Annotated in this window: 18 protein-coding genes and 1 other annotated feature; of the genes, 14 read left to right on the top strand and 4 right to left on the bottom strand. The window is 42.1% G+C overall.

Annotated elements, in window-relative coordinates; translation table 11 throughout:
• The coding region (locus tag AB4Z50_RS34865) for a hypothetical protein (protein ID WP_441886939.1) at positions 1–182 on the top strand (182 nt) is incomplete at its 5' end.
• A gap of 78 nt (positions 183–260) precedes the next feature.
• Here AB4Z50_RS34865 and AB4Z50_RS34860 read toward each other — a convergent pair.
• On the bottom strand, positions 261–1,538 hold the full coding sequence (locus AB4Z50_RS34860; protein ID WP_441886937.1) for an IS110 family transposase: 1,278 nt from the start codon (positions 1,536–1,538) through the stop codon (positions 261–263).
• Between the two features lie 376 nt (positions 1,539–1,914).
• Here AB4Z50_RS34860 and AB4Z50_RS34855 point away from each other — a divergent pair, with 376 nt between their 5' ends.
• The 4 genes from AB4Z50_RS34855 to AB4Z50_RS34840 all read left to right on the top strand — a co-directional run bounded on the left by AB4Z50_RS34855 (position 1,915) and on the right by AB4Z50_RS34840 (position 5,365).
• Positions 1,915–2,916 carry a helix-turn-helix transcriptional regulator gene (locus AB4Z50_RS34855; protein ID WP_441886935.1) on the top strand — a complete coding sequence of 334 codons (1,002 nt, stop codon included), beginning with the start codon at positions 1,915–1,917 and terminating at the stop codon, positions 2,914–2,916.
• Between the two features lie 822 nt (positions 2,917–3,738).
• A complete protein-coding gene (locus tag AB4Z50_RS34850) occupies positions 3,739–4,146 on the top strand; it encodes a LysR family transcriptional regulator substrate-binding protein (RefSeq protein WP_441886933.1) in 408 nt (135 codons plus the stop codon).
• A gap of 179 nt (positions 4,147–4,325) precedes the next feature.
• Entirely contained in the window at positions 4,326–4,805 is a 480-nt protein-coding gene (locus tag AB4Z50_RS34845) for a hypothetical protein (protein WP_441886931.1), read from the top strand.
• 47 nt (positions 4,806–4,852) lie between these two features.
• On the top strand, positions 4,853–5,365 hold the full coding sequence (locus AB4Z50_RS34840) for a hypothetical protein (protein ID WP_441886929.1): 513 nt from the start codon (positions 4,853–4,855) through the stop codon (positions 5,363–5,365).
• A gap of 730 nt (positions 5,366–6,095) precedes the next feature.
• On the opposite strand, the gene AB4Z50_RS34835 is transcribed toward AB4Z50_RS34840, so the two are convergent.
• Positions 6,096–7,127: a nitroreductase family protein gene (locus AB4Z50_RS34835; protein WP_441886927.1), complete on the bottom strand. Its 1,032-nt coding sequence runs from the start codon at positions 7,125–7,127 to the stop codon at positions 6,096–6,098.
• A 293-nt stretch (positions 7,128–7,420) separates the two neighbouring features.
• Here AB4Z50_RS34835 and AB4Z50_RS34830 point away from each other — a divergent pair, with 293 nt between their 5' ends.
• Positions 7,421–7,912: a MarR family transcriptional regulator gene (locus tag AB4Z50_RS34830; RefSeq protein ID WP_441886925.1), complete on the top strand. Its 492-nt coding sequence runs from the start codon at positions 7,421–7,423 to the stop codon at positions 7,910–7,912.
• Between the two features lie 125 nt (positions 7,913–8,037).
• On the opposite strand, the gene AB4Z50_RS34825 is transcribed toward AB4Z50_RS34830, so the two are convergent.
• Positions 8,038–8,187, bottom strand: coding sequence for a hypothetical protein (locus tag AB4Z50_RS34825; protein ID WP_441886923.1), 150 nt, complete (start codon positions 8,185–8,187; stop codon positions 8,038–8,040).
• 291 nt (positions 8,188–8,478) lie between these two features.
• Complete coding sequence (locus AB4Z50_RS34820; RefSeq protein WP_441886921.1) at positions 8,479–8,769, bottom strand: IS110 family transposase; 291 nt, start codon at positions 8,767–8,769, stop codon at positions 8,479–8,481.
• Between the two features lie 561 nt (positions 8,770–9,330).
• Between AB4Z50_RS34820 and AB4Z50_RS34815 the strand changes: the two genes are divergently transcribed.
• The 8 genes from AB4Z50_RS34815 to AB4Z50_RS34780 all read left to right on the top strand — a co-directional run bounded on the left by AB4Z50_RS34815 (position 9,331) and on the right by AB4Z50_RS34780 (position 20,568).
• Entirely contained in the window at positions 9,331–9,804 is a 474-nt protein-coding gene (locus AB4Z50_RS34815) for a DUF2975 domain-containing protein (RefSeq protein WP_076269355.1), read from the top strand.
• The gene (locus AB4Z50_RS34810; protein ID WP_076269356.1) at positions 9,801–10,004 is read left to right on the top strand and encodes a helix-turn-helix domain-containing protein; all 204 of its coding nucleotides are present in this window, start codon (positions 9,801–9,803) and stop codon (positions 10,002–10,004) included. The genes AB4Z50_RS34815 and AB4Z50_RS34810 overlap by 4 nt, the downstream gene beginning before the upstream one ends.
• Positions 10,005–10,942: 938 nt before the next feature.
• Positions 10,943–15,409 carry an S-layer homology domain-containing protein gene (locus AB4Z50_RS34805; protein WP_441886919.1) on the top strand — a complete coding sequence of 1,489 codons (4,467 nt, stop codon included), beginning with the start codon at positions 10,943–10,945 and terminating at the stop codon, positions 15,407–15,409.
• 425 nt (positions 15,410–15,834) lie between these two features.
• Positions 15,835–16,078: a binding site (T-box leader), on the top strand.
• 109 nt (positions 16,079–16,187) lie between these two features.
• Positions 16,188–18,068 carry an alanine--tRNA ligase gene (locus tag AB4Z50_RS34800; RefSeq protein ID WP_441886917.1) on the top strand — a complete coding sequence of 627 codons (1,881 nt, stop codon included), beginning with the start codon at positions 16,188–16,190 and terminating at the stop codon, positions 18,066–18,068.
• A gap of 55 nt (positions 18,069–18,123) precedes the next feature.
• Positions 18,124–18,333 carry a hypothetical protein gene (locus AB4Z50_RS34795; protein ID WP_441886916.1) on the top strand — a complete coding sequence of 70 codons (210 nt, stop codon included), beginning with the start codon at positions 18,124–18,126 and terminating at the stop codon, positions 18,331–18,333.
• Between the two features lie 399 nt (positions 18,334–18,732).
• A complete protein-coding gene (locus AB4Z50_RS34790) occupies positions 18,733–19,404 on the top strand; it encodes a hypothetical protein (RefSeq protein ID WP_441886914.1) in 672 nt (223 codons plus the stop codon).
• A gap of 31 nt (positions 19,405–19,435) precedes the next feature.
• Positions 19,436–19,588, top strand: coding sequence for a hypothetical protein (locus AB4Z50_RS34785; RefSeq protein WP_441886912.1), 153 nt, complete (start codon positions 19,436–19,438; stop codon positions 19,586–19,588).
• A 65-nt stretch (positions 19,589–19,653) separates the two neighbouring features.
• Positions 19,654–20,568 (top strand): phosphotransferase, encoded by a 915-nt coding sequence (locus AB4Z50_RS34780; protein WP_441886941.1) that lies wholly within the window; start codon positions 19,654–19,656, stop codon positions 20,566–20,568.
• The last annotated feature ends 729 nt before the right edge of the window (positions 20,569–21,297 follow it).

The raw sequence follows: 21,297 nt of genomic DNA, 5'->3' as shown, positions 1-21,297 counted from the left end.
GTGTTGGTCTATTTACAACATCTTCCTCAGAAAGATTTGCTGCACGCCTCTCTCCACAAGGTCCTTGGGATTCACTCTCCCAAATCTCAACGGGTCTAAGCCCTTACATTCCTTCGTCCTATCTTACCAAGGTGTGGAGTCCGATCAACGTTAACGGAACGGGTCTATGCCCTAAAGCGTAAAAATCTCGGTACTCCGTGCTTTCTTTGTGAAATCCTGCGAACGAGCTAATCTACGTATCTGGGTTGCGAATTTAGTAGTTAAGCTGCTAGTAGCGGCTGAGCCTTATCCGCGGAGAAAGTTTGTCCTTCTCGCACCATGGCTACAAGCATTCGAGCCAATTTCCCAATCAACTTCATCATGGATTGCATTTTTGTCATTCGTTTTACTTCAACATTGTGTGCATGCACGGCTTGGAATGCACGATTGTGAGATAAGAGGTGAAACACTGAGAAGTATAAATGCTTCCGTAGTAATGAGTTTCCTCGTTTGGTTAGCTTAATGTGCCCCTTAAACTTACCAGAACTACGTTCCGCTAAGTTTAATCCAGCCTTTCGCAATAACTGATTTCCGTGAGACAGCTTACGCAAGTCCCCGCCAAATGCGAATATGGCAGCCATAGCGGGAACGGAAACACCGACGGATCGAACGAGATCAGAACAGGGGATCTCGGGCAATAGCTTTTTAATGATCTCGTCCGCTTCAGCAATGATGTGGCAGATTCGTTCAAATTCTTCGATGAGGTGCCTAAGCTCCCATTTGTCTTCATCAAGGGCAGTAGCGTCTCCAACGCTATGTCTAGCGAGTGTTTGGAGCTRGATAGCCTTGTTCCTGCCTCGCACACCGCCAGGTCTAGCCATGTAAATTCCCCAGGTTTGCACCATCTGCTCCGGAGTTAACTGCAATACGTCAGATGGGGCTGGGAAACGACGCAAAGTGGCTAATGAACGAGGACTAAAAATATCTTCAAACGCTTTGCAGTATTCTGGAAAACGGATATCCAACCAGCGGTGGATTCTGTTCTTAATCCGTCCGGATTTAACCACCCAGTGCTCTCTGTTTGTGACAATAACCCGTAAGCGGCGGAAGGCTTCTTCCTTTGGAGAGAAGGGCGTATAAAACCCGCGGCTCACTGCATCGGCAATGACCAAAGCGTCCTTTGGGTCATTCTTAGATGGAGAGTTATCTCTGTTTTCCTTATTGCGTTTGGTCGTCATTGGATTAACAAGAACAACAGAAATCCCTTGATTCATCAACCAATGAGCGAGATTGAASCAGWAGTGACCGGTACTCTCCATTCCCACAATGACGTCGTTCAAGTTGTGCATGTTCTGTAATTTACGAATACTGCTTATTAAATGCTCAAAGCCCGCATGGTCGTTCGAAAACATAATGGGGCGATTGGTGAGGACAATACCTCGAAAGTTAATAGCTTGAGCAGCATGTTTCTCCTTGGCAATGTCGATGCCAATGACAAGCGTAGAAGTGGAAACACGTTCTACACGTTGATTTTGAGCTTTAGTTAGTCTAGACTTCATAATAACGCCTCCTAAGGTGAGTTCTGAGGGCTCCAACCCAGTACATACTCATCCTAGCGGGGCGTTCGTTTTACTGCAAATTGAATCTACTAACACCTACAGGAATGTTAAYGGGCAGTTTAATGAAAATGATTTGTAGAAAAAACCTATAAATGAAAGCGACAAAAGTAGTGTAGGTCGGGTAGATTCCAGATCTGGAATATACTGCGGGATCTTCTGGCTACCTTCTCTGGCGATTTTCAAACTAGACAATTCTACTGGCGGTTGAACAAAGTAGATGTGATAATTCAACCAACGCTTGATAGAATCACGTTTGTGGAAATGCTATGCTGTATTCGACGGTGCGCACTGTACATTTTTTTACGGAGGTAATACGATGCTCGACTTACGTAAAATTGGAGCTTATATTTCGAGGCTTCGCAAAGACCAGGATATGACCCAATTGGAACTTGCAGATCAACTGAATTTAAGTCATCAAGCGGTATCGAAATGGGAACGGGGAGACTCGATACCGGATATCGGAACGCTTCCGCAGCTTGCGAGGTTATTCGGAAAAACGGTAGACGACATTATTAATGCAGGAGAAAACGCAGAAAATCGGAAGCACCAGCACCTAGGAACGATCGTTGAGGAGATCGCAGGAAACAGGCCAGAACAAGTTGCAGAGATGGTCAATACCGGAGAGGTGGAGGTGGAAGAGCTTGTAGAAGTAGCGCCGTTTGTAAAGGCAAGCGTTCTGCATAAGGTTACTGAACGATTAGACAGCAACGTCTTTACGTTAGACGTGATCATGAGACTGGCTCCGTTTCTTGGAACAGATATATTGGATGAACTGGTTCGTCAGGCAGAAGAAGGCGAGATTGTGTGGAATGTTATTACCGGACTCGCTCCGTTCGTCAGCAGTGACACATTAAACCGACTGGTAAATAAATCGATTGACGGTTCCTTAGAAGTGCACAATCTTGTTGGAATTGCGCCGTTTCTTGAAAGAGAACAAGTAGATCGATTGGTACAACATGCAGAAGAGGGCAGCTTGAGCTGGCATTCCGTTCAAGGGCTGGCACCCTTTATTAGCAGAGAGACATTAAGTCGTTTGGTAGACCGGGTTGTAGACGGCACCATCGATGCGAACCGGATCGTAAGCCTCGCACCTTTTCTAGGTAGGGAACAGGTGGATCGGTTGGTACAAGAAGCCGAAGAAGGAAGCTTGAGCTGGAATGCCGTGAATGGACTGGCGCCCTTTATTAGCAGAGAGACATTAAGTCGTTTGGTAGATCATGTTGTAGACGGCACCATCGATGCGAACCAGATCATAAGCCTAGCACCTTTTCTGGACAGGGAAAATCTCGAGAAGTTGATTGGTGGAGTATCCAAGTAGAGCAAATCAATTCGAATCAGATATAACGTTCAATATTGTTTTGCATTTTTTGTCATAATAAATATTCAGGCGTGTTTATCGCAAACTTGTTTCCAATTTACGAGAAGGATCCAAAGAAATTGAATGAGTATACCCGTAATTCAGAAATGCAGAACTTATGGCCAAAAACAACCAAGCCATACATGATATGCTCTTGAAGAATCATCACATCAAGGATGTCATCATAGCTTGGGGACAATGAATCAAAAATAGGTGGTAAATATCAAGAAGCAATCAATGGCGTTCTTGAAATTCTAAAAATCCATAAAAGGCCTCTTTTTGGGATGCGATTTTTAGCCAGCAGCCAGCCTTGGCATCCTCGAAATTGGGGGCGAGGGAGGGGGTTATGAGCTCGATCTATATAAGTGGGATAGTACAGTTCTATAAGTTCGAATAGTAAACGGTTGGACAACCGCAACTGCAGAAAAGAATGCAGCTGCGGTTTCACTATTGTTAGCATTCTTAATGATTCCGATCAGGGCCAGCCTTCATGGTTCGCCGCTGTTTCATTTTTAAGGTCAGTCTATAACGATGACCAAAAATGCTTTAGCTAAAGGAATATAGGAGTGACAAAATAATTCTAATAAGTAATCAGTGATTGTGACACAAGCCATAGATGTCGGATGACAAGAATATGTACCGATTGCCGATGAGCCAACGGGCAGGATAACGTAACAAATCCGAATAATATACGTCTAAATATTGGAATCTATAGTGTTAAATGTTAGTATAAAAAACTTCGAACAATGAAAGGAGAAATCGTAATGACAACAAACAATATTAGTGAACCAGAGAATGGTAATACCATACGATCATCCATTGCAAATCCACCCGGAAATCCATATCACCGATCTGGACAATGAACCTATGATTGTATGCAAAGGCGGGTTTGTAACGCCGATTTATGAGCTATTTCAGCAATTCGGAATCGTTTTGCGCGTCAAATATGACGGACACAACATAACCACGGCATTGAGCATGATTCAAGAAGGGCTGGGCGTCGCGATCGTATCGACAACTTCGTTGTCGTTATCGGTGCTACCGCCTAATGTCCGCGTTCGGACAATTAAACCGCAGCCGTTCAGAGAGATCCAATTGGCGGTTCCGTCTCTGAAGGAGGCTCCTCACGGGGTGAAGCTGTTCCTGCAAACCGCAAGGGAGCTTTATTTATCCGGCGACCGGAACCGCTAATGTACAAATTTTGCATAGAGTATTAGCGTATCTCACAAAACTAACGGGAAACATAGTTCAGTAAAAACACGGAATCAGTCGACCACAATGATCGGCTGCTTCATTACGCTAACGGGCAGGTTAACGTAATACTTTTCCTATCCGTTTCGTCTACTGTATAGACTGGAGGGAGGACAGAGATGAATCAACTTCTTTTGAAATCGGTAGGTTATTTGGGGTTGTTGTTGTGCATAATGTTTTTGCTGTACAAAGTTACCTTGTTTTGGAACCCAATAGGCATACAAAAGCAAACCGTTTCATTCCTGAAAGCAGTCCAGGAGCAAAACTACGACAGAGCTGCGGATCTGTTTGGCTGGGAAGGGCAGAAGACCAATGGCAGCAAAGAAAACGCTTGGAAGAAGTTGGCTGAAGAAGGGGTTCGACTACTATCCTTCAGTAACGTTCGTGCCGAATATGACGATGGTTGCTACTGCACGGGCCATGCGGATCTTGTGTTCGAGGTGAACGAGAGCCCTATGCAGGTTAGAGCTGTAATTACATATGGAGTAGGTGCAAGGCCGAAACAAATATGCGCAATAACACCCTCGGGGATGCAAGGCGGTTCCATTTCCCAGATAGAGGCATGGAACTCACTGGCATGCGGGAATAGCTCGTTTTGAAGTCTTCCTTGGCCTAACGGGGAATGATAGCTCAATAAGCACGAAGGGTGAACTGGCTGAAGAAAACGTTAAATGAGGGTAGGGCGATGACTGAGAACAAAAAGTTTGTAGTTTGCAATAATGTGAGTTCTTATGCAGATGCTCTGACACGCGGCAAGAAATATGAAGTGTTTGCAGAAAACGAAGTAAAACAACAGATAAAAGTCATTGGTGATAATAACCGAGCAAGGTGGTTTAAAAAGAATCTTTTCGTCACTGATGAAAGTTACGTACCCATAATGGCTAATTGGCAATTCGACGATACGATTCAGGATTCAAGTGAAGACTCATTAGAGCACGTTGAGGTATCAGTAATCTTTAGCGATGGTCAAAGTAGATGGTGTTCACTTTGTACGAAAGCAGGCCTACTGGATTATATTGAGCGGAATATGGACGGGAAAGTTTTCATGATCGAGACTCAAATCATTGTGAAGAATTTTTCACGAGAAGTTGTCCATGATGCATTAACATGTTTAGACCAGCAAAATCAATTAATAAGTTCGACCAAATCGTTAAGCTAACGGGAAACATTAACTTAATAAAACACGACGACAGATGTAAAAAATTCCATTTAATTGGTCATTAGTAAGTATTTTTTTCAATTCGAATGGTTCCAGCGGTCCTACAACTGAAACAATTGGTTTCTAACTTCCAATAACAAAACATTCATTGAAGTACAAATCAATAACTGATTCCAATAAATATAATAAGTTTAAAAAATTCCGAGTACTGGTTGGGTATGGATTCAGAGGAAGTGACAAAATAACAATGCTGAAAATACAAGATAGATTTGACACAAGCCATTGTCAGAGGACAACAACATAAATGTATTGGAAACCGCCTAAACAGCGGTTTTTTGTTGTAAGGATATATGTTCTTGTCCAAGCCTGAAGACAAGAACATATATCCTTAGCCGAGATTGAAAAGAACATATACTCATAACCGATTAATCTTGAGATAAGGAACTATCGTTAACATTATGCTATACCAGCTAATATTAAGCAGCAGAGAAAGCATCGAGAAAATGCCTTCTCTTTTGATTGCCGAACGATGTCTTGGTAAACATGAAGTGTCAGCGGTGAAAAGTTTTTGATTTTGTAATCGGGAATCAAAACTGAGGCGGATCATTGAAGCTGTGTTCGGCTTGACCAAGCTTGAAACCTTTACGTTTCCAACTTGTTTTGTCGGCGGGGGGTGCTCATTCGCCCTTCATCGCACTTTAGAGCTTCCTTAAATGAGGTTCATATTTATTCAAAGGCGTATTACATTTAAAGTCGAGGAAGTGGAGGATGAATATGAAATTTGCTCCACTGTCCCAACTTCCAGTACAGCTACAATTCTCTCTTGCAGATCTATCTTAAGAGGTATCGGTAGCCGTCGCTCATATATCCATTCCGGCATGGTGCGACGAACATACCAGCCTTTAGAGTTGGCCAACAATTGAAAGTTCTGAATCAAACAACATGCTGCAGCATAATCCTCCTCTTGCTTGTGCGGGTTAGCTTCTTTCTTTGCCAATACGATAAGTAATGACTGCGAGGTATTCCCATGTGAAGGCGCGAGTTTAGCAACGGCTTCTTCGCCGGTCACATAAATAAAACGCCATGGTTCACGAAGTCCATCATTCGGTGCCCAAACAGCGATGTTTAATGTTTCCAAAATGTCTTGAGAAGATACATAACGGTCTTCATTAGTTAGATGCGGTTTTGTATCTGTTGTGAATTCTGTCCAGTTCATTTCCGCGGGTGTCCTTTTTCGGGCTTTAGGTGACCTATCAAAGTATCCAATATTTAAAATACCGGCAAACTTCTCCCCTGCCTTCAGGCCAATTTCATTAAAAAATGACGGATTGTTCAGCAATGGGTCCGTGTACCAGAGCATTCCCAAACCGTTTTCCCAACCAACCAATTGAAGGTTTTGCATGATGCTGCAGACGGCGGCATAATTGTTGTCACGCTGTCGATGATTTTCTGAAGATGCCGCAATAAAAACCAGATGAACCGGCGTATTAAGAACGGATTTGGTGAGAAATCCCGTTAATTTTGACGGGATCAATTTACCAAGCTGACTGTCTATTACTTTGGCAAACATGCTCTCTGCCAGTCGCAAACGCGATTCCATGGAGTCATAATAGATGCAACGCCAATCTTGAGACGCTTCGGACTTCCACAAACTTGAAGCTTGTTTGAGCAAGGAATTCATCAATTCGAATGGGACGGGCTCTGCTTTAAACTTGCGAATGGTTCGGCGTTCTATTATCGTTTTGGCAATATTCACTGTCATACCCCCTCGATTGTAAATGCATGGTCTTCAGTTGGCTAAATGGATGAATCGGAACGAGTCAAAATCAACATCTCTTTTTATTATTGTTAACGATGAAACTATAATATAAAAGCGTAATGGCTGTCAACTTCTCTTTACATTCGGTGTTTCAGGGTTGATCCCTATGAAGTGACGTGATAAAATATTTTATAAGTGAACAATAAAAAAATAGGACTTAAAACAATCATATAGCGTTAGCCCGCATATTAAACTTGCTAGGGGCAATTCGCTTTTATAAAGGGGATGTTAACATCATGTCTGAGGGGTTAAAGCGAACATTGTACGAACGTTTTCTTCACTTTGTTCATCTAACCGAGCAAATGTTTACAGCAGAGATTAGCGAGTTTACTGGCTTGGCACAGTCACATGGCATTACATCCATTCCGAACAACTTGACAAGCGTACATGTGATTGATTGCATTGGAAACAATGAACCTATTAACAATACGTCGATTGCAGAAAAAATGAATTTGTCCAAAGCGAGCATTTCAAAAATTAGTAATAAGTTACTTCAAGAGGGTTTTATCAAACGAAACCAGATGGTTGATAATAAAAAAGAGGTCTATCTTACCCTTTCACCCAAGGGAAAAAGGATTTATGAATTGCATGCGACCATGCATGAATTGATGGAGGATAGATTTATATCGGTTTTAAATGAATTATCGGAGTCTGAAATCCAGGCCTCCCTGAAATTTTTTCAAGTGATGATTGAAAAACGTGATGATATGTTTAAGGGAGAAACATAGGCATTAAAAAATAGGTAGAACTCAACACCAAATTTCGGATTGTGGACTGCATGAGGTGTACACCGATAAATTCTTCTTCACTGGTCCAGCAAGCGACCGAATGGTTCCGCACGAAGTCCATCCGGTTAGAAGAAGTTCATATGACTACAGATCTTTTTCACTTCGACCTTATGGTGGTGTAGCGCTCTAACATCCGAATTGGTCATGACCATACACATGGTTATGAGAAAGAGAAAACGCCGGAGACGAGGGCGGCCTTGTTTGCTTAGCGCCATTTTTCCACGCCATTTACCTGACTGAGCTGGCTTCCGTTAGGTTAAGACCGGCGTGGCGAAGCAAGACGTTTTCATGCGTATAACCACCGCTGCGTTTAGCCAGCACAATGAGTGCTCGGCTCGATGCAATTCTGCATGGCGTTTCACATATTGCTTCCAGCCGGCAATGACATTCTCTGTCGTTAAGCTGCTAATTTCCTTCGGAAGAGGAAACAGCCTTAACGTAGCAATGGTGCTGGTGCAGGTAAGGTTTTTAAAGACGTGCGGTAGTTCAGGGAAGACAATATCTACCTATCGATGAATCTGATTAACAGCGCTGTTAAGTCGTTTGGTAACCGTGTCCCGGTTGGCCATGAGAATCCGGAGTTCCTCATAGGGCTTCTGGGTTGAACCGGACAGGGGAATAGTAGCCATTTTTGACCATATTTGCGATAGTGCGTCTTTGTGGTCGCTTTTGGAAGGGGTATTGTCGCGGTTTTCCTTGTTCTTTTTGACGAGGTGGGGATTTACGAGAACAGCCTCAATTCCTTTTGATGAATGCCAGCGAGCAAGGCTGAACCAGTAGTGGCCGGTAGGCTCCATGCCGACGATAACTTTGCTCAGCTTGAATGATTTGAGCAGATCTTGAATTCATAGGCCGAACCGCCCAAACCCTTCATCATGACTGCCGAATTCTAGCGACGAATCCAGAGCAACACCACGATAGCTGTCTGCACGAGCGACATGATTCTCCTGGGCAATATCTACTCCAACAACAAGATGGAATGAGGATATGTTTTCAATGCGTTGATTTTGTTTCCTGTGATTTAAACTTCATAGTAGAGCGACCTCCTGATGGTGAGATTAAAGGGCTGTAGACCCGTTTCCAACTCCCATATTACAGAGGCGCTCTTTTTTATGCAAAGTCCAAAATATTCGTTTTACAGGAATTCTAACGGGCAAGATAGTTTAATCATTTTCGCGATTAACTTCAATTAGTGGGTTCATAAATATGTCCGTATTTCGGCTCAAATTTGAAGGAGGAACAAATAAGCCGTAGGGCTTATTTTTTTTAATAACTTGTGGGGTTCAAACGAAGAAAACAATGTATTTTTATTGTGAAACGATAAATGAAGTGATAAAATCAAAAATGAGGTGAAATAAATGAAAAAAGAGACGCTCTTTTTAAAAATTGTTCTGGTTGTTATGGCAATTCCTGCATTAGTGATGTGTTTTTATGGAATCCCAGCGATGGCGCATAGTATGATGCCGGATTTCCCGGATATTAAAGTTTATCTTTCCGCTTTGGCTGCGTATGTGGCGTCTATTGCGTATTTATTTACGCTACTTCAGGCATTAAAGCTTCTCAGGTACATTGATACAAATACCGCTTTTTCGCAAACCTCTGTTTTAGCGCTTAAGAAAATAAAACAAGCGGCGGTTGTCGTATCACTCATGTTTGCATGTAATCTCCCGCTTTTCTACTTTGTAGCTGACGGCGCAGATGCACCAGGCGTCATGGTCATTGGGCTAATTATAACCTGTGCGCCAGTCGTAATCGCAGTATTTGCCGCAGTTCTTGAGAAACTGCTCAAAAACGCGATCGAGCTCAAAGAAGAACAGGAGTTGACCGTATGATAGTGGTTAACATTGACGTCATGCTTGCAAAGCGGAAAATGAGCGTTACTGAGCTATCCGAGAAAGTCGGCATTACAATGGCGAACCTGTCGATACTTAAAAACGGAAAAGCGAAAGCCATTCGAATCTCAACACTCGAAGCGATCTGCAAAGCACTCGCTTGCCAGCCTGGAGATATTCTCGAGTATCGGCAGGATTGAATAAAATAAAAAAACCGCCGTACATTGCGGATGTAAGTAATGATGAAGAGCTCGAAAGCTATATCAATCCTAACGACTACATAGCCTTCGCCTTTGAGGCTAACGGCAATATGACACTATACCATAAGAATAACTCATCAATAATAATGCTTTCTCATAACCATTGTTTAATCGGGTGACAAGAACATAGTAACATTGTAAGCCGCAATTTATGCGGCTTTTTTATTTTTGTTATCACTTTCTTGCCAAAATGATATGACATGAACGTGTTAACATTTCTGATGAGTGACAAGGGGAAATGGTTTAGTTTCTTATGAAGTTTATTATGAGAATGACATACCTGAGTCATAGATTTGGGATAAAAATGTACTTAGCGGCGATAGTAAAGAACACTTAAAGGATAAGATTCATTCATTACTAAAGGGAGCGTTCAAAAAGTAAATTCTTGAGATAGTTGGCAATGTTGAAGAATTAATTGAAGTAAAGAATTAAAAGTTCCATTTTGCTAACGGGAGACTTTAGTTGAATACAACAGGGAGCAGATTGCGATCGGGCAGCTGCTCTATTTTTCATTAAGCTAAAGGGCAGGTTAGTGTAGTTAATATTCCCTAAATTTCCTCATTGTGAGACTCTTTTGGGAGTATCTTTCATAGAGTTCCGGATTTCATCAAGTAGATTTGATGGGATTTTATTTATTAATATAATGAAAATGTAAACAAATGTATATGAAAGTAAGAACTTATCTATTTTTCTATGGCTAACACGTCTCATACTATTAACTGTGAGGAGGCCACTTGGTAAGGAATGGGTGCCCGGGAATGACGAGTACTCAAGTTAGCAGTACGAAAACCCGAATATATCATTTCATACGAGGAAATGAGGATGAGGAAATGCAGTCAAGCCGAAGGAATCAACAAAGATGTTCGTTATTGTTATCGTTGGTCTTATTTTTTTCTATCATATTTTCTGTTCATCCATCGATAACGTACGCAGACGGAACATTAAATGCAGAAGAAATCACGCAACAAGCACCGGATAACTCATTACCGGAAACAGTGCCTGGTTCTGAAGTAGCTTCGGATCCTGAAACTGTCCCAGATGCCAACCTCGAAGAGCCATTCGCTGTGCAGCAGCCAGGAATGGATGCTGCACCAACGGTTTTAGCTAGCGTCCGGGAGAACTATGCGTTGAAGAAGGATGTGAAAGTATCCGGCAATGAAGTTCCGGACGGACTTTTTCCTAAATTTGCCGTCGATGGAGACTCGTCTACACGCTGGTCTTCCGATAAATACGATGATCAGTGGTTTGAAGTAGATTTAGGCGAAAAGAAGGAGATCGGCCAAGTTATCATTCGTTGGCAGACGCCAGCTACATCCTACCGCGTGCTGACTTCGGTCTATGGTGATAATTGGGAGAACATTACACTTGAGAATGATGGCATTATTAATTGCCAAGGTGGAACGGAAGTCCTAAATTTTCTGTCACGAGAAGCAAGATACGTCAAGTTTGTAGGGGTTGAGCGGAAACCGGCTGATGGCATTCTGTATGGGTACTCATTCTATGAGTTCGAGGTATACAGCGAAGATCCACTAGAGAAAATCATCAAAGGGATTCACGGCATTGAACCGATCAGTCAAGGACAGACCGAGTTCCCATTCCCGGCTGTACCAGAAGGTTATCAAATCTCCATCTACGGATCGGATGCGCTGCCTGTCATTGACAAGGAAGGCGTCATTCACCCCCCATTGGTGGATAAAAAGGTTCATGTGATGCTGCAAGTACAAAGCCTGGAGGACCCAACGCAGAAAGCGATAACGCCGTCATTCGAAGTTACGGTCACAGGATTAAATCAACAGATCGAAGGGCTGAATGAGGAACCGAAAGTAATTCCGTCCCTGCAAGAATGGATTGGGAGAACAGATCAATATACATTATCGTCTGCAGCGAAGATTGTCTATAATGACCCGTCGTTAGCCAAATCAGCAGCTATCGTCCAAGAAGATATGAAAGCGATTACGGGACGGGAATTGACTGTTACCCAAGGGACACCATCCATCGGAGATCTGTACTTGTCCTTAAATCCGACGGATAAGGTCTTAGGTCAAGAAGGTTACATACTCGATATCGGTGATTATGTAGCCATTACGGCGCCGACGGTAAAGGGTGTCTTCAGCGGAACGCGTTCCGTGCTGCAAATTCTGAAGCAGGATGAAGGTCATGACCAGATTCCGAAGGGGCAGTCCCGCGACTATCCGAAATACGAGACACGCGGATTTATGATCGACGTGGCTCGCAAATTCTATACGATTGATTTCTTGCGGGATTACGTGAAGATGATGGCTTGGTATAAGATGACGGATTTGCAAATCCATTTGAATGATGATATAGGTAATCGCGGTGCGTTTCGGTTAGAAAGCGAGAGGTATCCGAATTTATCAAGTATAGATGGTTTTTATACGAAAGAAGAGTTCCGCGATTTGCAGCGGTTAGGTCAAGATTATGGTATTAATATTATACCTGAAATCGATACGCCGGGGCATTCGCGTGCTTTTACGACATTAGATCCTTCTCTGGGGAATGATTCGCATCTCGACGTCTCAAAACCCGAGACCGTGGAATTTGTCAAGAATTTGTGGAGTGAATATCTTGATGGCTGGAAAGGCGGAGACCCTACATTTCTCGGTCCTGATGTTCAAATTGGAACCGATGAATACAAAGGAAACACGGAAGATTTCAGAAAATATATGGATACCATGATCAAATTCATCAATAGCAAAGGGAAACATCCTTTGTTGTGGGGCGGATTGCAAGAGTACGCCGGTAAGACACCGATCAGCAATGAAGCGACCATGGCGATCTGGCACTTACCGTATGGCGGACCGCAGCAAGCAATCGATCTTGGTTATAACATCATTAACATCAATAATAGCTATTTATATCTCGTACCCCGACTATATGCCGATTATTTAAATACGTCACTCTTATATCAGGAATGGGAGCCTGTAAAATGGTACGGTGCGACGCTGCCTTTTGGCCATCCGCAATTAAAAGGCGGCATGTTCGCACTTTGGAACGATATTTCGTATGAAGCGGGGCTATCGATGGATGATACTCATGTCCGCTTGGTCCCTGCCATGCAGGTCCTTTCCGAGAAAATGTGGCACGGCGCGAGAAGCGATGTAGACTACGACACCTTTGTGAAGACGGCCGCGAAGATGGGCGATGCGCCGAATACCCACCTTTCCTATGATGTGAAAGTCAAAAATACGGAAGGAATCGTCCTTGATTATTCGTTCGAAAACAATTCCATCGACGCATCCGGTAATGGATACGATGCAAGAAGCAATAACGTCGATTTTGTCAAAGGAAAATATGGGCAAGGCGCCCACTTCAACGGCGGTACTAGTTATTTGGATACACCTCTCAACAGCTTAAACTTTGGTTGGACCGTCTCCATGTGGATTAACCCGGATGCGGACAATCCGGACGATACCGTATTAATGGAATCGCCTGCGGGAACGGTAAAATTAAAGCAACACGGCACCAAGGGTAAATTAGGATTCTCTAAAGAAGGATATGATAGCGCATTCAATTACAAAGTGCCGGCTGGCCAATGGACTCATCTTCTCATCACGGGGGACAGCAATGGCGTCTCGCTCTATGTGAACGGGAATGAATACGTCGAGAAGCTGGCGCAGCCAGTGCAGCGCATTCAGACGCTTGTCCTGCCTGTCGCGAAAATCGGCGGCACAACCAACGCGTTCAAAGGAACGATCGATAATCTACAAGTCTATAATCGCTTCATTCCGCTGCTCGATGTGAACAACTATGCGCTGCATCAGGTAACCGATGCCTCGGGATTAGAGGCGGCATGGGTACCTTCGAGCCAAGCCGTCGATGGAAATATGATCACGCGCTGGGCGAGTACGTACAAAGACGATTCGTGGTTCACCGTTGACTTGGACAAAACGCAAAATATTAGCAAGGTCGTCATCGGATGGGAGACGGCCGCGAAACGGTTCAAGATTCTCTATTCCACTGATAACGTAACATGGAAAAACGTGATGGCAGACGATCGAATTCTTACGGCCAGCGATAAACGAGAGACGAGTACGGTGGAATTCGCTCCGAAGCAGGCTAGATACGTGAAATTCCAAGGAATTGAACGAATGCCTGTCTATGGCGAATACTACGGATATTCCATCTATGAGTTCGAAGTGTACGGCGATGATCTAATGGTACCCTACAAAGAATTAATTGATGCAGCCGAGAAATTGATCAATTTGAACAAAGGGAACGAGGAGCTTCGCAAACAATTGATGTTCTTGTTGGATCGATACCCGTATCATTTCGAGACAGTAGTGGATACTCTGCGCGATCTGAACGCGAGGTTGAAGGATTCTATCGATAAATCGGAACCGAAACCTCCAATCGACACTGATAATCCTAGACCTGGCGTGAAGGAAGGCGAAGCGACGATCAAAGCCGGCGAAGCGGGAACGGTCAGCTTAGGCAAGCAGATTACCGTTTCTGTTCCGGTAGGCGCAGCGAAAGAAACGATGATGCTGCATCTGAAGAAAATCGACAATTCCGCTGACTTGCTGACGCAGCAGCCGAATGCAATAAGCCCGGTGTTCGAATTGTCAAAGGATGTGAAGGGCGGCTTCGATAAGCCGATTCAGATCAGCTTGACGTTTGATGTCAGTAAGCTTGGCAAAGATCAACAAGCATCTGTGTTCCAATATGATAAAGCAACAGCGCGTTGGGTGGAATTCAAAGGCACGGTAACGGATAGTACGATTCAAGCGGATACACGTAATGTCGGTATATTCGCCGTCTTTGCCGTCAATCGTAAGTCGACCGAGCCGAGTCCGGCCTTCAAAGACATCGCAGGCCACTGGGCTGCCAAGGATATTCAAGCAGCCGTGCAGCGAGGAATGACGAACGGATATCCGGATGGAACATTCAGACCGAATCAGTCCGTGACACGCGCGGAGTTCACGGTATGGCTCGCGAAGGCGATGCAGCTAAGCAACGAAAGCAGTACGAAGGCGTTCGTAGATCAAGCCTCGATCCCGATATGGGCGAGTGAGGCCGTGGCGCAAGCTGTAGAGCTCGGACTCATTCAAGGCTATGCTGATCAACGGTTCATGCCGAATCAGCCGATCAGTCGCGCAGAGATGGTGACGATGGTCGCGAGAGCATTGAAGCTGTCTATCGACGCAAGCGCAAGAACGAGCTTCGCAGATGACAAGCAAATCCCGGCATGGGCGATCGGAGCCATTGATGCAGCTGTGCAGCAAGGCTGGATTCAAGGGCGTGGCAGCAATCAATTTGCGCCGAATGCATCGACAACACGCGCCGAATCGATCACTGTCTTATTGAAAGCATTTCCAAAGGTATGAATAAAGAAGACGCTCATCATCACCAAGAGATGTTGAGCGTCTTTCTCATTCATTAAAGCGGGCGAAGCGCGACTTCTGGCGTCTCCTTCAAATGCTCGATCATATCAAGTCAAGTGCATTATTTCTCACACATTCTAGAAACTTCAAATTAAACCCAAATAATATATACACTAAATTGTCGGACGACAAGAACATATATACAACTGAAGTAGCCTAAACAGCGGCTTTTTTATTTTTTGTATAGAAGTTCTTGTCGAATGTGGAATTGAGGTTGGGGAGAATTATAATTTGACTAAAGTCAGAGGATGCGAAGCAACCGAATTGCCAAAGCTGATGGTAGAATCGACAGACTTATACCTTATAAAAAATAGTGGAATTAATTGACAGAGCATGTTCAGTGTGATAGCATTGCTTTAACTTAAAACGAAAAGGCTATGATGAGAAATAGTAGCTATTAGGGATCTCACAGAGAGAAGATGGTTGGTGCGAATCTTCATTGATCTAATAGTGAAGCAGTCTCGGAGCTGTGAACCGAACAGAGGAATCTTAGTAGGCTTCAACGGAGTTCCACCGTTATTCAGGAAACAATATCGGAGATATCCCGTATTGATAGAGTGCAGAGAAATCTGAAATTAGGTGGTAACACGGACATAATAGTTCGCCCTAAGTTGACAAGAAATATGTCAGCTTAGGGCTTTTTTGTTTTATTTCTTCTCGTTCGAATATTTGCAAAATAATTTTCCGAGAATAATTAATAATTGAAATGGAGGTATTGAGCATGGTGAAAATGACACCAGATGAGTTAAGAAAATCATATATTGATTTTATGAAAGGAATAGGGGCTAGCCAAGTGCCCTCTTCCAGCTTGTTACCAGAAAATGATCCCTCAACGTTGTTTACAGGAAGTGGAATGCAACCTATGGTTCCATATTTATTGGGGGAAAAGCATCCGATAGGTAATGAGATTGCTAATATTCAGAAGTGTTTAAGGACAGTGGATATTGATGAAGTAGGAGATACGTCGCATCTGACATTTTTTGAAATGATAGGTCGATGGGAGTTTAAAGCAAATGAAAATAACTATAAGAAAAAGCAAATCGATGCCATTTGGAATTGGCATATTATCGAATTAGGAATTGATCCTGGCAGGCTGTATATCAGTGCTTTTATAGGAAGTGATGATTTGAATATACAGAGAGATACGGAAGCCATTCAAATCTGGTCAGAAAAATTTAAATCAGTTGGCATAGAACCTATCATTGAAGATGATCCCTATCAATATGGGGCATCTAGAGGTGGGAAAATTTTCTTATACGATGAAAAAGAAAATTGGTGGAGTCGAACCGGAAATCCATTGGATATGCCTGTTGGTGAACCGGGTGGGCCTGATAGTGAAATGTTCTATGATCTTGAACCAGGCGGTGATTCACTGGATCATCCTGCTTCTGTAAGCGAGAGGTTTTTAGAAATTGGGAACAACGTATTTATGTGTTACAAAAAAGAAGACACAGGATTTGTAAAAATGAAAAATCCCAATATTGATTATGGAGGCGGATTAGAAAGGGTTGCAACAGCCCTTAATGGTGACAAGGATATTTATAATACGGCTTTCTTTCTTAATCCCAAGAAAAAATTGATGGAGTTAAGTGGTAAACAATATACTGACGATTTAAAGTCGTTTAGAATCATACTTGATCATGTGAGAGCGGCTACTTTTCTAATTAATGATGGTGCGGAGCCAGCTAATAGTGATGCAGGGTATATAACAAGAAGATTATTAAGAAGGGCAATTCGTGCAGGTAAAAAAATAGGTATACAAGGAAGTTTTGTGGGTGAGTTGTCTGAAGTTTATATAGATGAAGCAACAGCTTATGAAGATTTGATCGGTAATAAAAAGAAAATTATCGAAATAGTAAATAAGGAAGAAAATCTTTTCTATAGAACTTTACAGCAAGGAGAATTTGAAATACAAAAACATCTTAAGAATAAGGGTAAAGTGACAGGTGCAGATGCCTTTTATTTTTACGAAACATATGGGTTTCCCTTGGAGTTGACGGAAGAGTTTCTAACTGAAAGTGGATATAGCATGGAGGACAAGGCGTCTTATATAGAGGCGGCAAAGAAACATGCTGAAAAGAGCAGAACTGCTTCTGCGGGTAAATTTAAAGGTGGATTAGCTGAACATTCAACAGAAACAACAGCGCTGCACACGGTATCTCATTTATTACTTGCTGGTTTAAGGGAAGTTTTAGGTGATCATGTTCATCAACAAGGAAGTAATATTACTTCAGAACGATTACGGTTTGACTTCAACCATGATGAAAAACTTACGCCAGAGCAAATAGCTGAGGTGGAAAAGTATGTGAATGAAGCGATTTCATCAAAAGCAGTTACCTATATTTCAGAGCTGCCTAAAATTGAAGCGAAAGAAAGTAATGTTGAAGGGAATTTTTGGGATAAATATCCGGATATCGTTAAGGTGTATACAATCAAAGATAATGAAGGGAAAGTTTGGAGTCGAGAAGTATGTGGAGGACCTCATGTAGAAGATACAACAAACTTAGGAAAGTTCAGTATTAAAAAAGAACAATCTTCTGCTGCTGGAGTTAGAAGGATTAAAGGAGTAATTAATAAATATTTCCAGAACGCGGAACAATAGCTGATGTTTTAGGATTGCCATTTGTAACAACGTTATGAGTTGCCGGGAATCCATGATGAATGATAAATCCGGCAATCGAAGTGGTTTGACAACGATTGGCCTTTCCGTTGGCGGTACGGTACCGGAGCACATTATTCAAAGAAAAAGCAATTCGGATTATATCCGAATTGCTTTTTTACTGCAAGAAAGGGAAACTTATAAAAAAACAGAACGAAAATCGAGCTATATGGTGTATGACACTAAATGTCGGATGACAAGAATATGAGCCGATTAATTACCGCGTAAATCGCGGTTTTTTTATTTTATCGGTACATATTCTTGGCAATGTGCAATGTCAAGAATATGTACCGAATGCCGAAAAAGGCCAAGAATGTATAGCGATTGCCGATGAGCTATTTATCATGTGTTGGGCTTGTTTTACAATAAAATAAAGACTCGGCCTCTGTTCTGCTGGGCGTTAAGCTAACGGGCAGTTTAACGCAACAATTTGGTATGAAAGGGCGTCATTTAATTGGGGTATAATTGTAACCAGCTTACAGTTTAATTCCATCAATTTTATTGTTAGCGATGATGCATGATTGCGCTTCTTTTGAGAGCCGAATAAAGAAGTTCACAGAGAAAGCAGCTATCGATAAGGGTTGATTTCAGGAGGTGGTGAATCCAATTGCTTAACAAAAAAACACTTTTTGGTTCCGTATTACTGTTATTAATACTGTTTTGTATAATCGTCATACAACAAAAAAAAATAAATTCGATGAGTGTGCAGTTAGTTGAAAAAAATAGTGAAATAATGGAAAAAGAACAAACAGCCAGCACATACAAAAATGAAATATTCATTAAAGAGAAGGATTTCTTAAAACTAAAAGCTGACTTTGAGTTGGAGAAGAATAAATTGAATGAAAATTTAGCTGATCTTCAATTGGATAATACAAACCTTTTATCTGAACTAAAAAGAGTGAATTCATTTATGCTTGAAGCACTCTTGGATGGAAGTGAAAGAACACCTATTGTTGACAGTTCCATATCGCCCGATATTCTATCAACAATCTTTAAACTGTATGATGCAATGAATAGGAATGATATCAAAGATTTTCATAAAATTGATGTGAAAGGAGTTCTGACTGGTTTATACGAAAATCGAGATAATATTGAGAAAATACTATGGATTCGTCACGACCCGGATAATAGAGCAAAGGCCATCCAAAACGAATTCGGAGTAGAATCTAAAGTAGAACTATTGGTAGTGATTTTTTTAGATAAGGTCGGTTCAATATTTGACCCTAATTTCGCGATGGTAAAAGAGCATGATAAATGGATTATATTTAGAGAGGATTAATTAGTATCAATAGCATGGGAYATCCTAGGGAATGAGTCTGATGTTGTTATTGGATTATCGGGAGACGATAGTTGAAAACCAAAAGGGCTGCCGCGTGGCAGCCCTTCGCCGTTACGTTAACTGGCAGGATAGAGGAACAGACGGTAAGGTTGTTCTCGAACAGAAGAACAAATTAATGATATGATGTTGTAAATGGAACAGGCTAGTCGAGCCTATTTTCTATTTTCGTGAGGGAGTCGATAAATGGATATGGGAAGTACGAATCAATGGGATGCGGAATGGGAAGTATCAGAAGAATTGGCTCATAAATTAATAAGCAGTCAGTTTCCGCAGTTAGCTTCACAAAGCGTACAAAAACTAGGATACGGCTGGGATAACACTGTTTTTCTTGTCGGGGTCGAATATGTATTTCGCTTTCCAAGAAGAGAAGTTGCAATTAATCGTTTAAGGATGGAAGGAAAGATACTACCTAAGCTTAAAGATTATTGTTCCATTGCATATTCGTTACCGCTATTTTTTGGGGAAGGGGATTATAATTATCCTGCACCTTTCCTAGGCTACCCCTATTTATCAGGAGAGTTTCCAATCGGATTAACTGACAAGAAACGTGCGGTATCAGCAACAACGCTCGCGCAATTTTTAAAAAGCTTACATGCATTCCCTGTGCAAATTGCCCAAGAAAATGGAGTTCAACATGACCATAGAAATTTGATTGATATTGCAATGCGTAAAGAAAAGTTGCATAAATTCATTTCCGACCTTGCCCTTCATTTTAGTGAAGAAGAGTATCGTGAATTATCGAACTATTTGGAAGAGCTTGGAACTGAAAAAGTGAAACCCAAAAACGTATTCCTCCATGGAGACCTTCATTTTAAAAATATGCTGGTAGACGAGAATGGAATAATTTCAGGGATTATTGACTGGGGAGATATCAATATCGGACATCCTGCTTGCGACTTGAATGTCGCGTATAGCTTTTTGCCTCCGGATGCGCGTTCAGACTTTTTCAAAGAATATGGGGATGTCGATGAAGAAACGAAGATATTAGCTCGATTGATAGCCATATACATTCCCATTTTGATCATGATGCAGGCAATTGATTATAAAGATGAAAAGTTGGTTGCTGAAGCAAAAGCGATTATAAAACGTGCTCTCGCTGATTAAGAAAGGTCATTCCGCTAACGAGGAACTATAGCTCAACACTCAATTCGGAGGAGGTTGCGGGCAAGGATCGGCAGCTTCGTTACATTAACGGGTAGTTTAACGCAACATCTTAATACCTTATCTCGTTTGAAGTATAATGCTAAAACTATGTGCCGAGCGGAATTGTTGCTTCATTGAAGTAACGATTAGCTAAAGGACTTGATGCGGTAGGAGGGATATCTTGAAGAGATTGTTATTTATTCCGATACTTATCCTTTTAACAATATCTTTAGCGGACGTAATCTATTTCAATCTRAAAGAAGTGAGTTACCAATTGAGATGACTGCTTTCAACAGTCTTAATGATGAAAAACAAGACCAAATTCCTGTGAGTCCGAAAGATTCAGTTGTAAGGAAAGTGACTCTTAATAATAATTTGCTAATTTAATTGGTAGCTATTACGGAAAAGAAGTGTACTCCGTTACATTCAATCATACTGAGTGTTTCAACTGAAAGTATCACGGTATATGTTGATTTGGATAAAAAAATTGTTGGACAAGGGTTCAGTGATTAAAATTACGAAGACTGCCAATTTTGTAATTCAAAATACCGCCTCGGATGAAGCTGTCGCCGCGAAGTGTCACCAAAATCGAGTACGGGCGGCGGTTGCCTGAGCCTGACTCCGCTCAATCCAAACGGATCAATAGGTGCAGTTGCATTGCAAACGAGAGAAGGGCACTCTAATTGCGGG

It is taken from the genome of Paenibacillus sp. 2TAB26 (assembly GCF_052115145.1).
Taxonomy (GTDB): domain Bacteria; phylum Bacillota; class Bacilli; order Paenibacillales; family Paenibacillaceae; genus Pristimantibacillus.
Note: the sequence above shows the minus strand (reverse complement) of the source record. Positions and strands in the feature narration are given on the sequence as shown.

Coding starts and splice junctions, on each gene's coding strand:
- AB4Z50_RS34855 (WP_441886935.1), top strand. CDS start 1,915: ATGCTCGACTTACGTAAAATTGGAGCTTATATTTCGAGGCTTCGCAAA.
- AB4Z50_RS34845 (WP_441886931.1), top strand. CDS start 4,326: ATGAATCAACTTCTTTTGAAATCGGTAGGTTATTTGGGGTTGTTGTTG.
- AB4Z50_RS34835 (WP_441886927.1), bottom strand. CDS start 7,127: ATGACAGTGAATATTGCCAAAACGATAATAGAACGCCGAACCATTCGC.
- AB4Z50_RS34830 (WP_441886925.1), top strand. CDS start 7,421: ATGTCTGAGGGGTTAAAGCGAACATTGTACGAACGTTTTCTTCACTTT.
- AB4Z50_RS34825 (WP_441886923.1), bottom strand. CDS start 8,187: ATGGCGCTAAGCAAACAAGGCCGCCCTCGTCTCCGGCGTTTTCTCTTT.
- AB4Z50_RS34820 (WP_441886921.1), bottom strand. CDS start 8,769: ATGGAGCCTACCGGCCACTACTGGTTCAGCCTTGCTCGCTGGCATTCA.
- AB4Z50_RS34815 (WP_076269355.1), top strand. CDS start 9,331: ATGAAAAAAGAGACGCTCTTTTTAAAAATTGTTCTGGTTGTTATGGCA.
- AB4Z50_RS34810 (WP_076269356.1), top strand. CDS start 9,801: ATGATAGTGGTTAACATTGACGTCATGCTTGCAAAGCGGAAAATGAGC.
- AB4Z50_RS34800 (WP_441886917.1), top strand. CDS start 16,188: ATGGTGAAAATGACACCAGATGAGTTAAGAAAATCATATATTGATTTT.
- AB4Z50_RS34795 (WP_441886916.1), top strand. CDS start 18,124: ATGAATGATAAATCCGGCAATCGAAGTGGTTTGACAACGATTGGCCTT.
- AB4Z50_RS34785 (WP_441886912.1), top strand. CDS start 19,436: ATGAGTCTGATGTTGTTATTGGATTATCGGGAGACGATAGTTGAAAAC.
- AB4Z50_RS34780 (WP_441886941.1), top strand. CDS start 19,654: ATGGGAAGTACGAATCAATGGGATGCGGAATGGGAAGTATCAGAAGAA.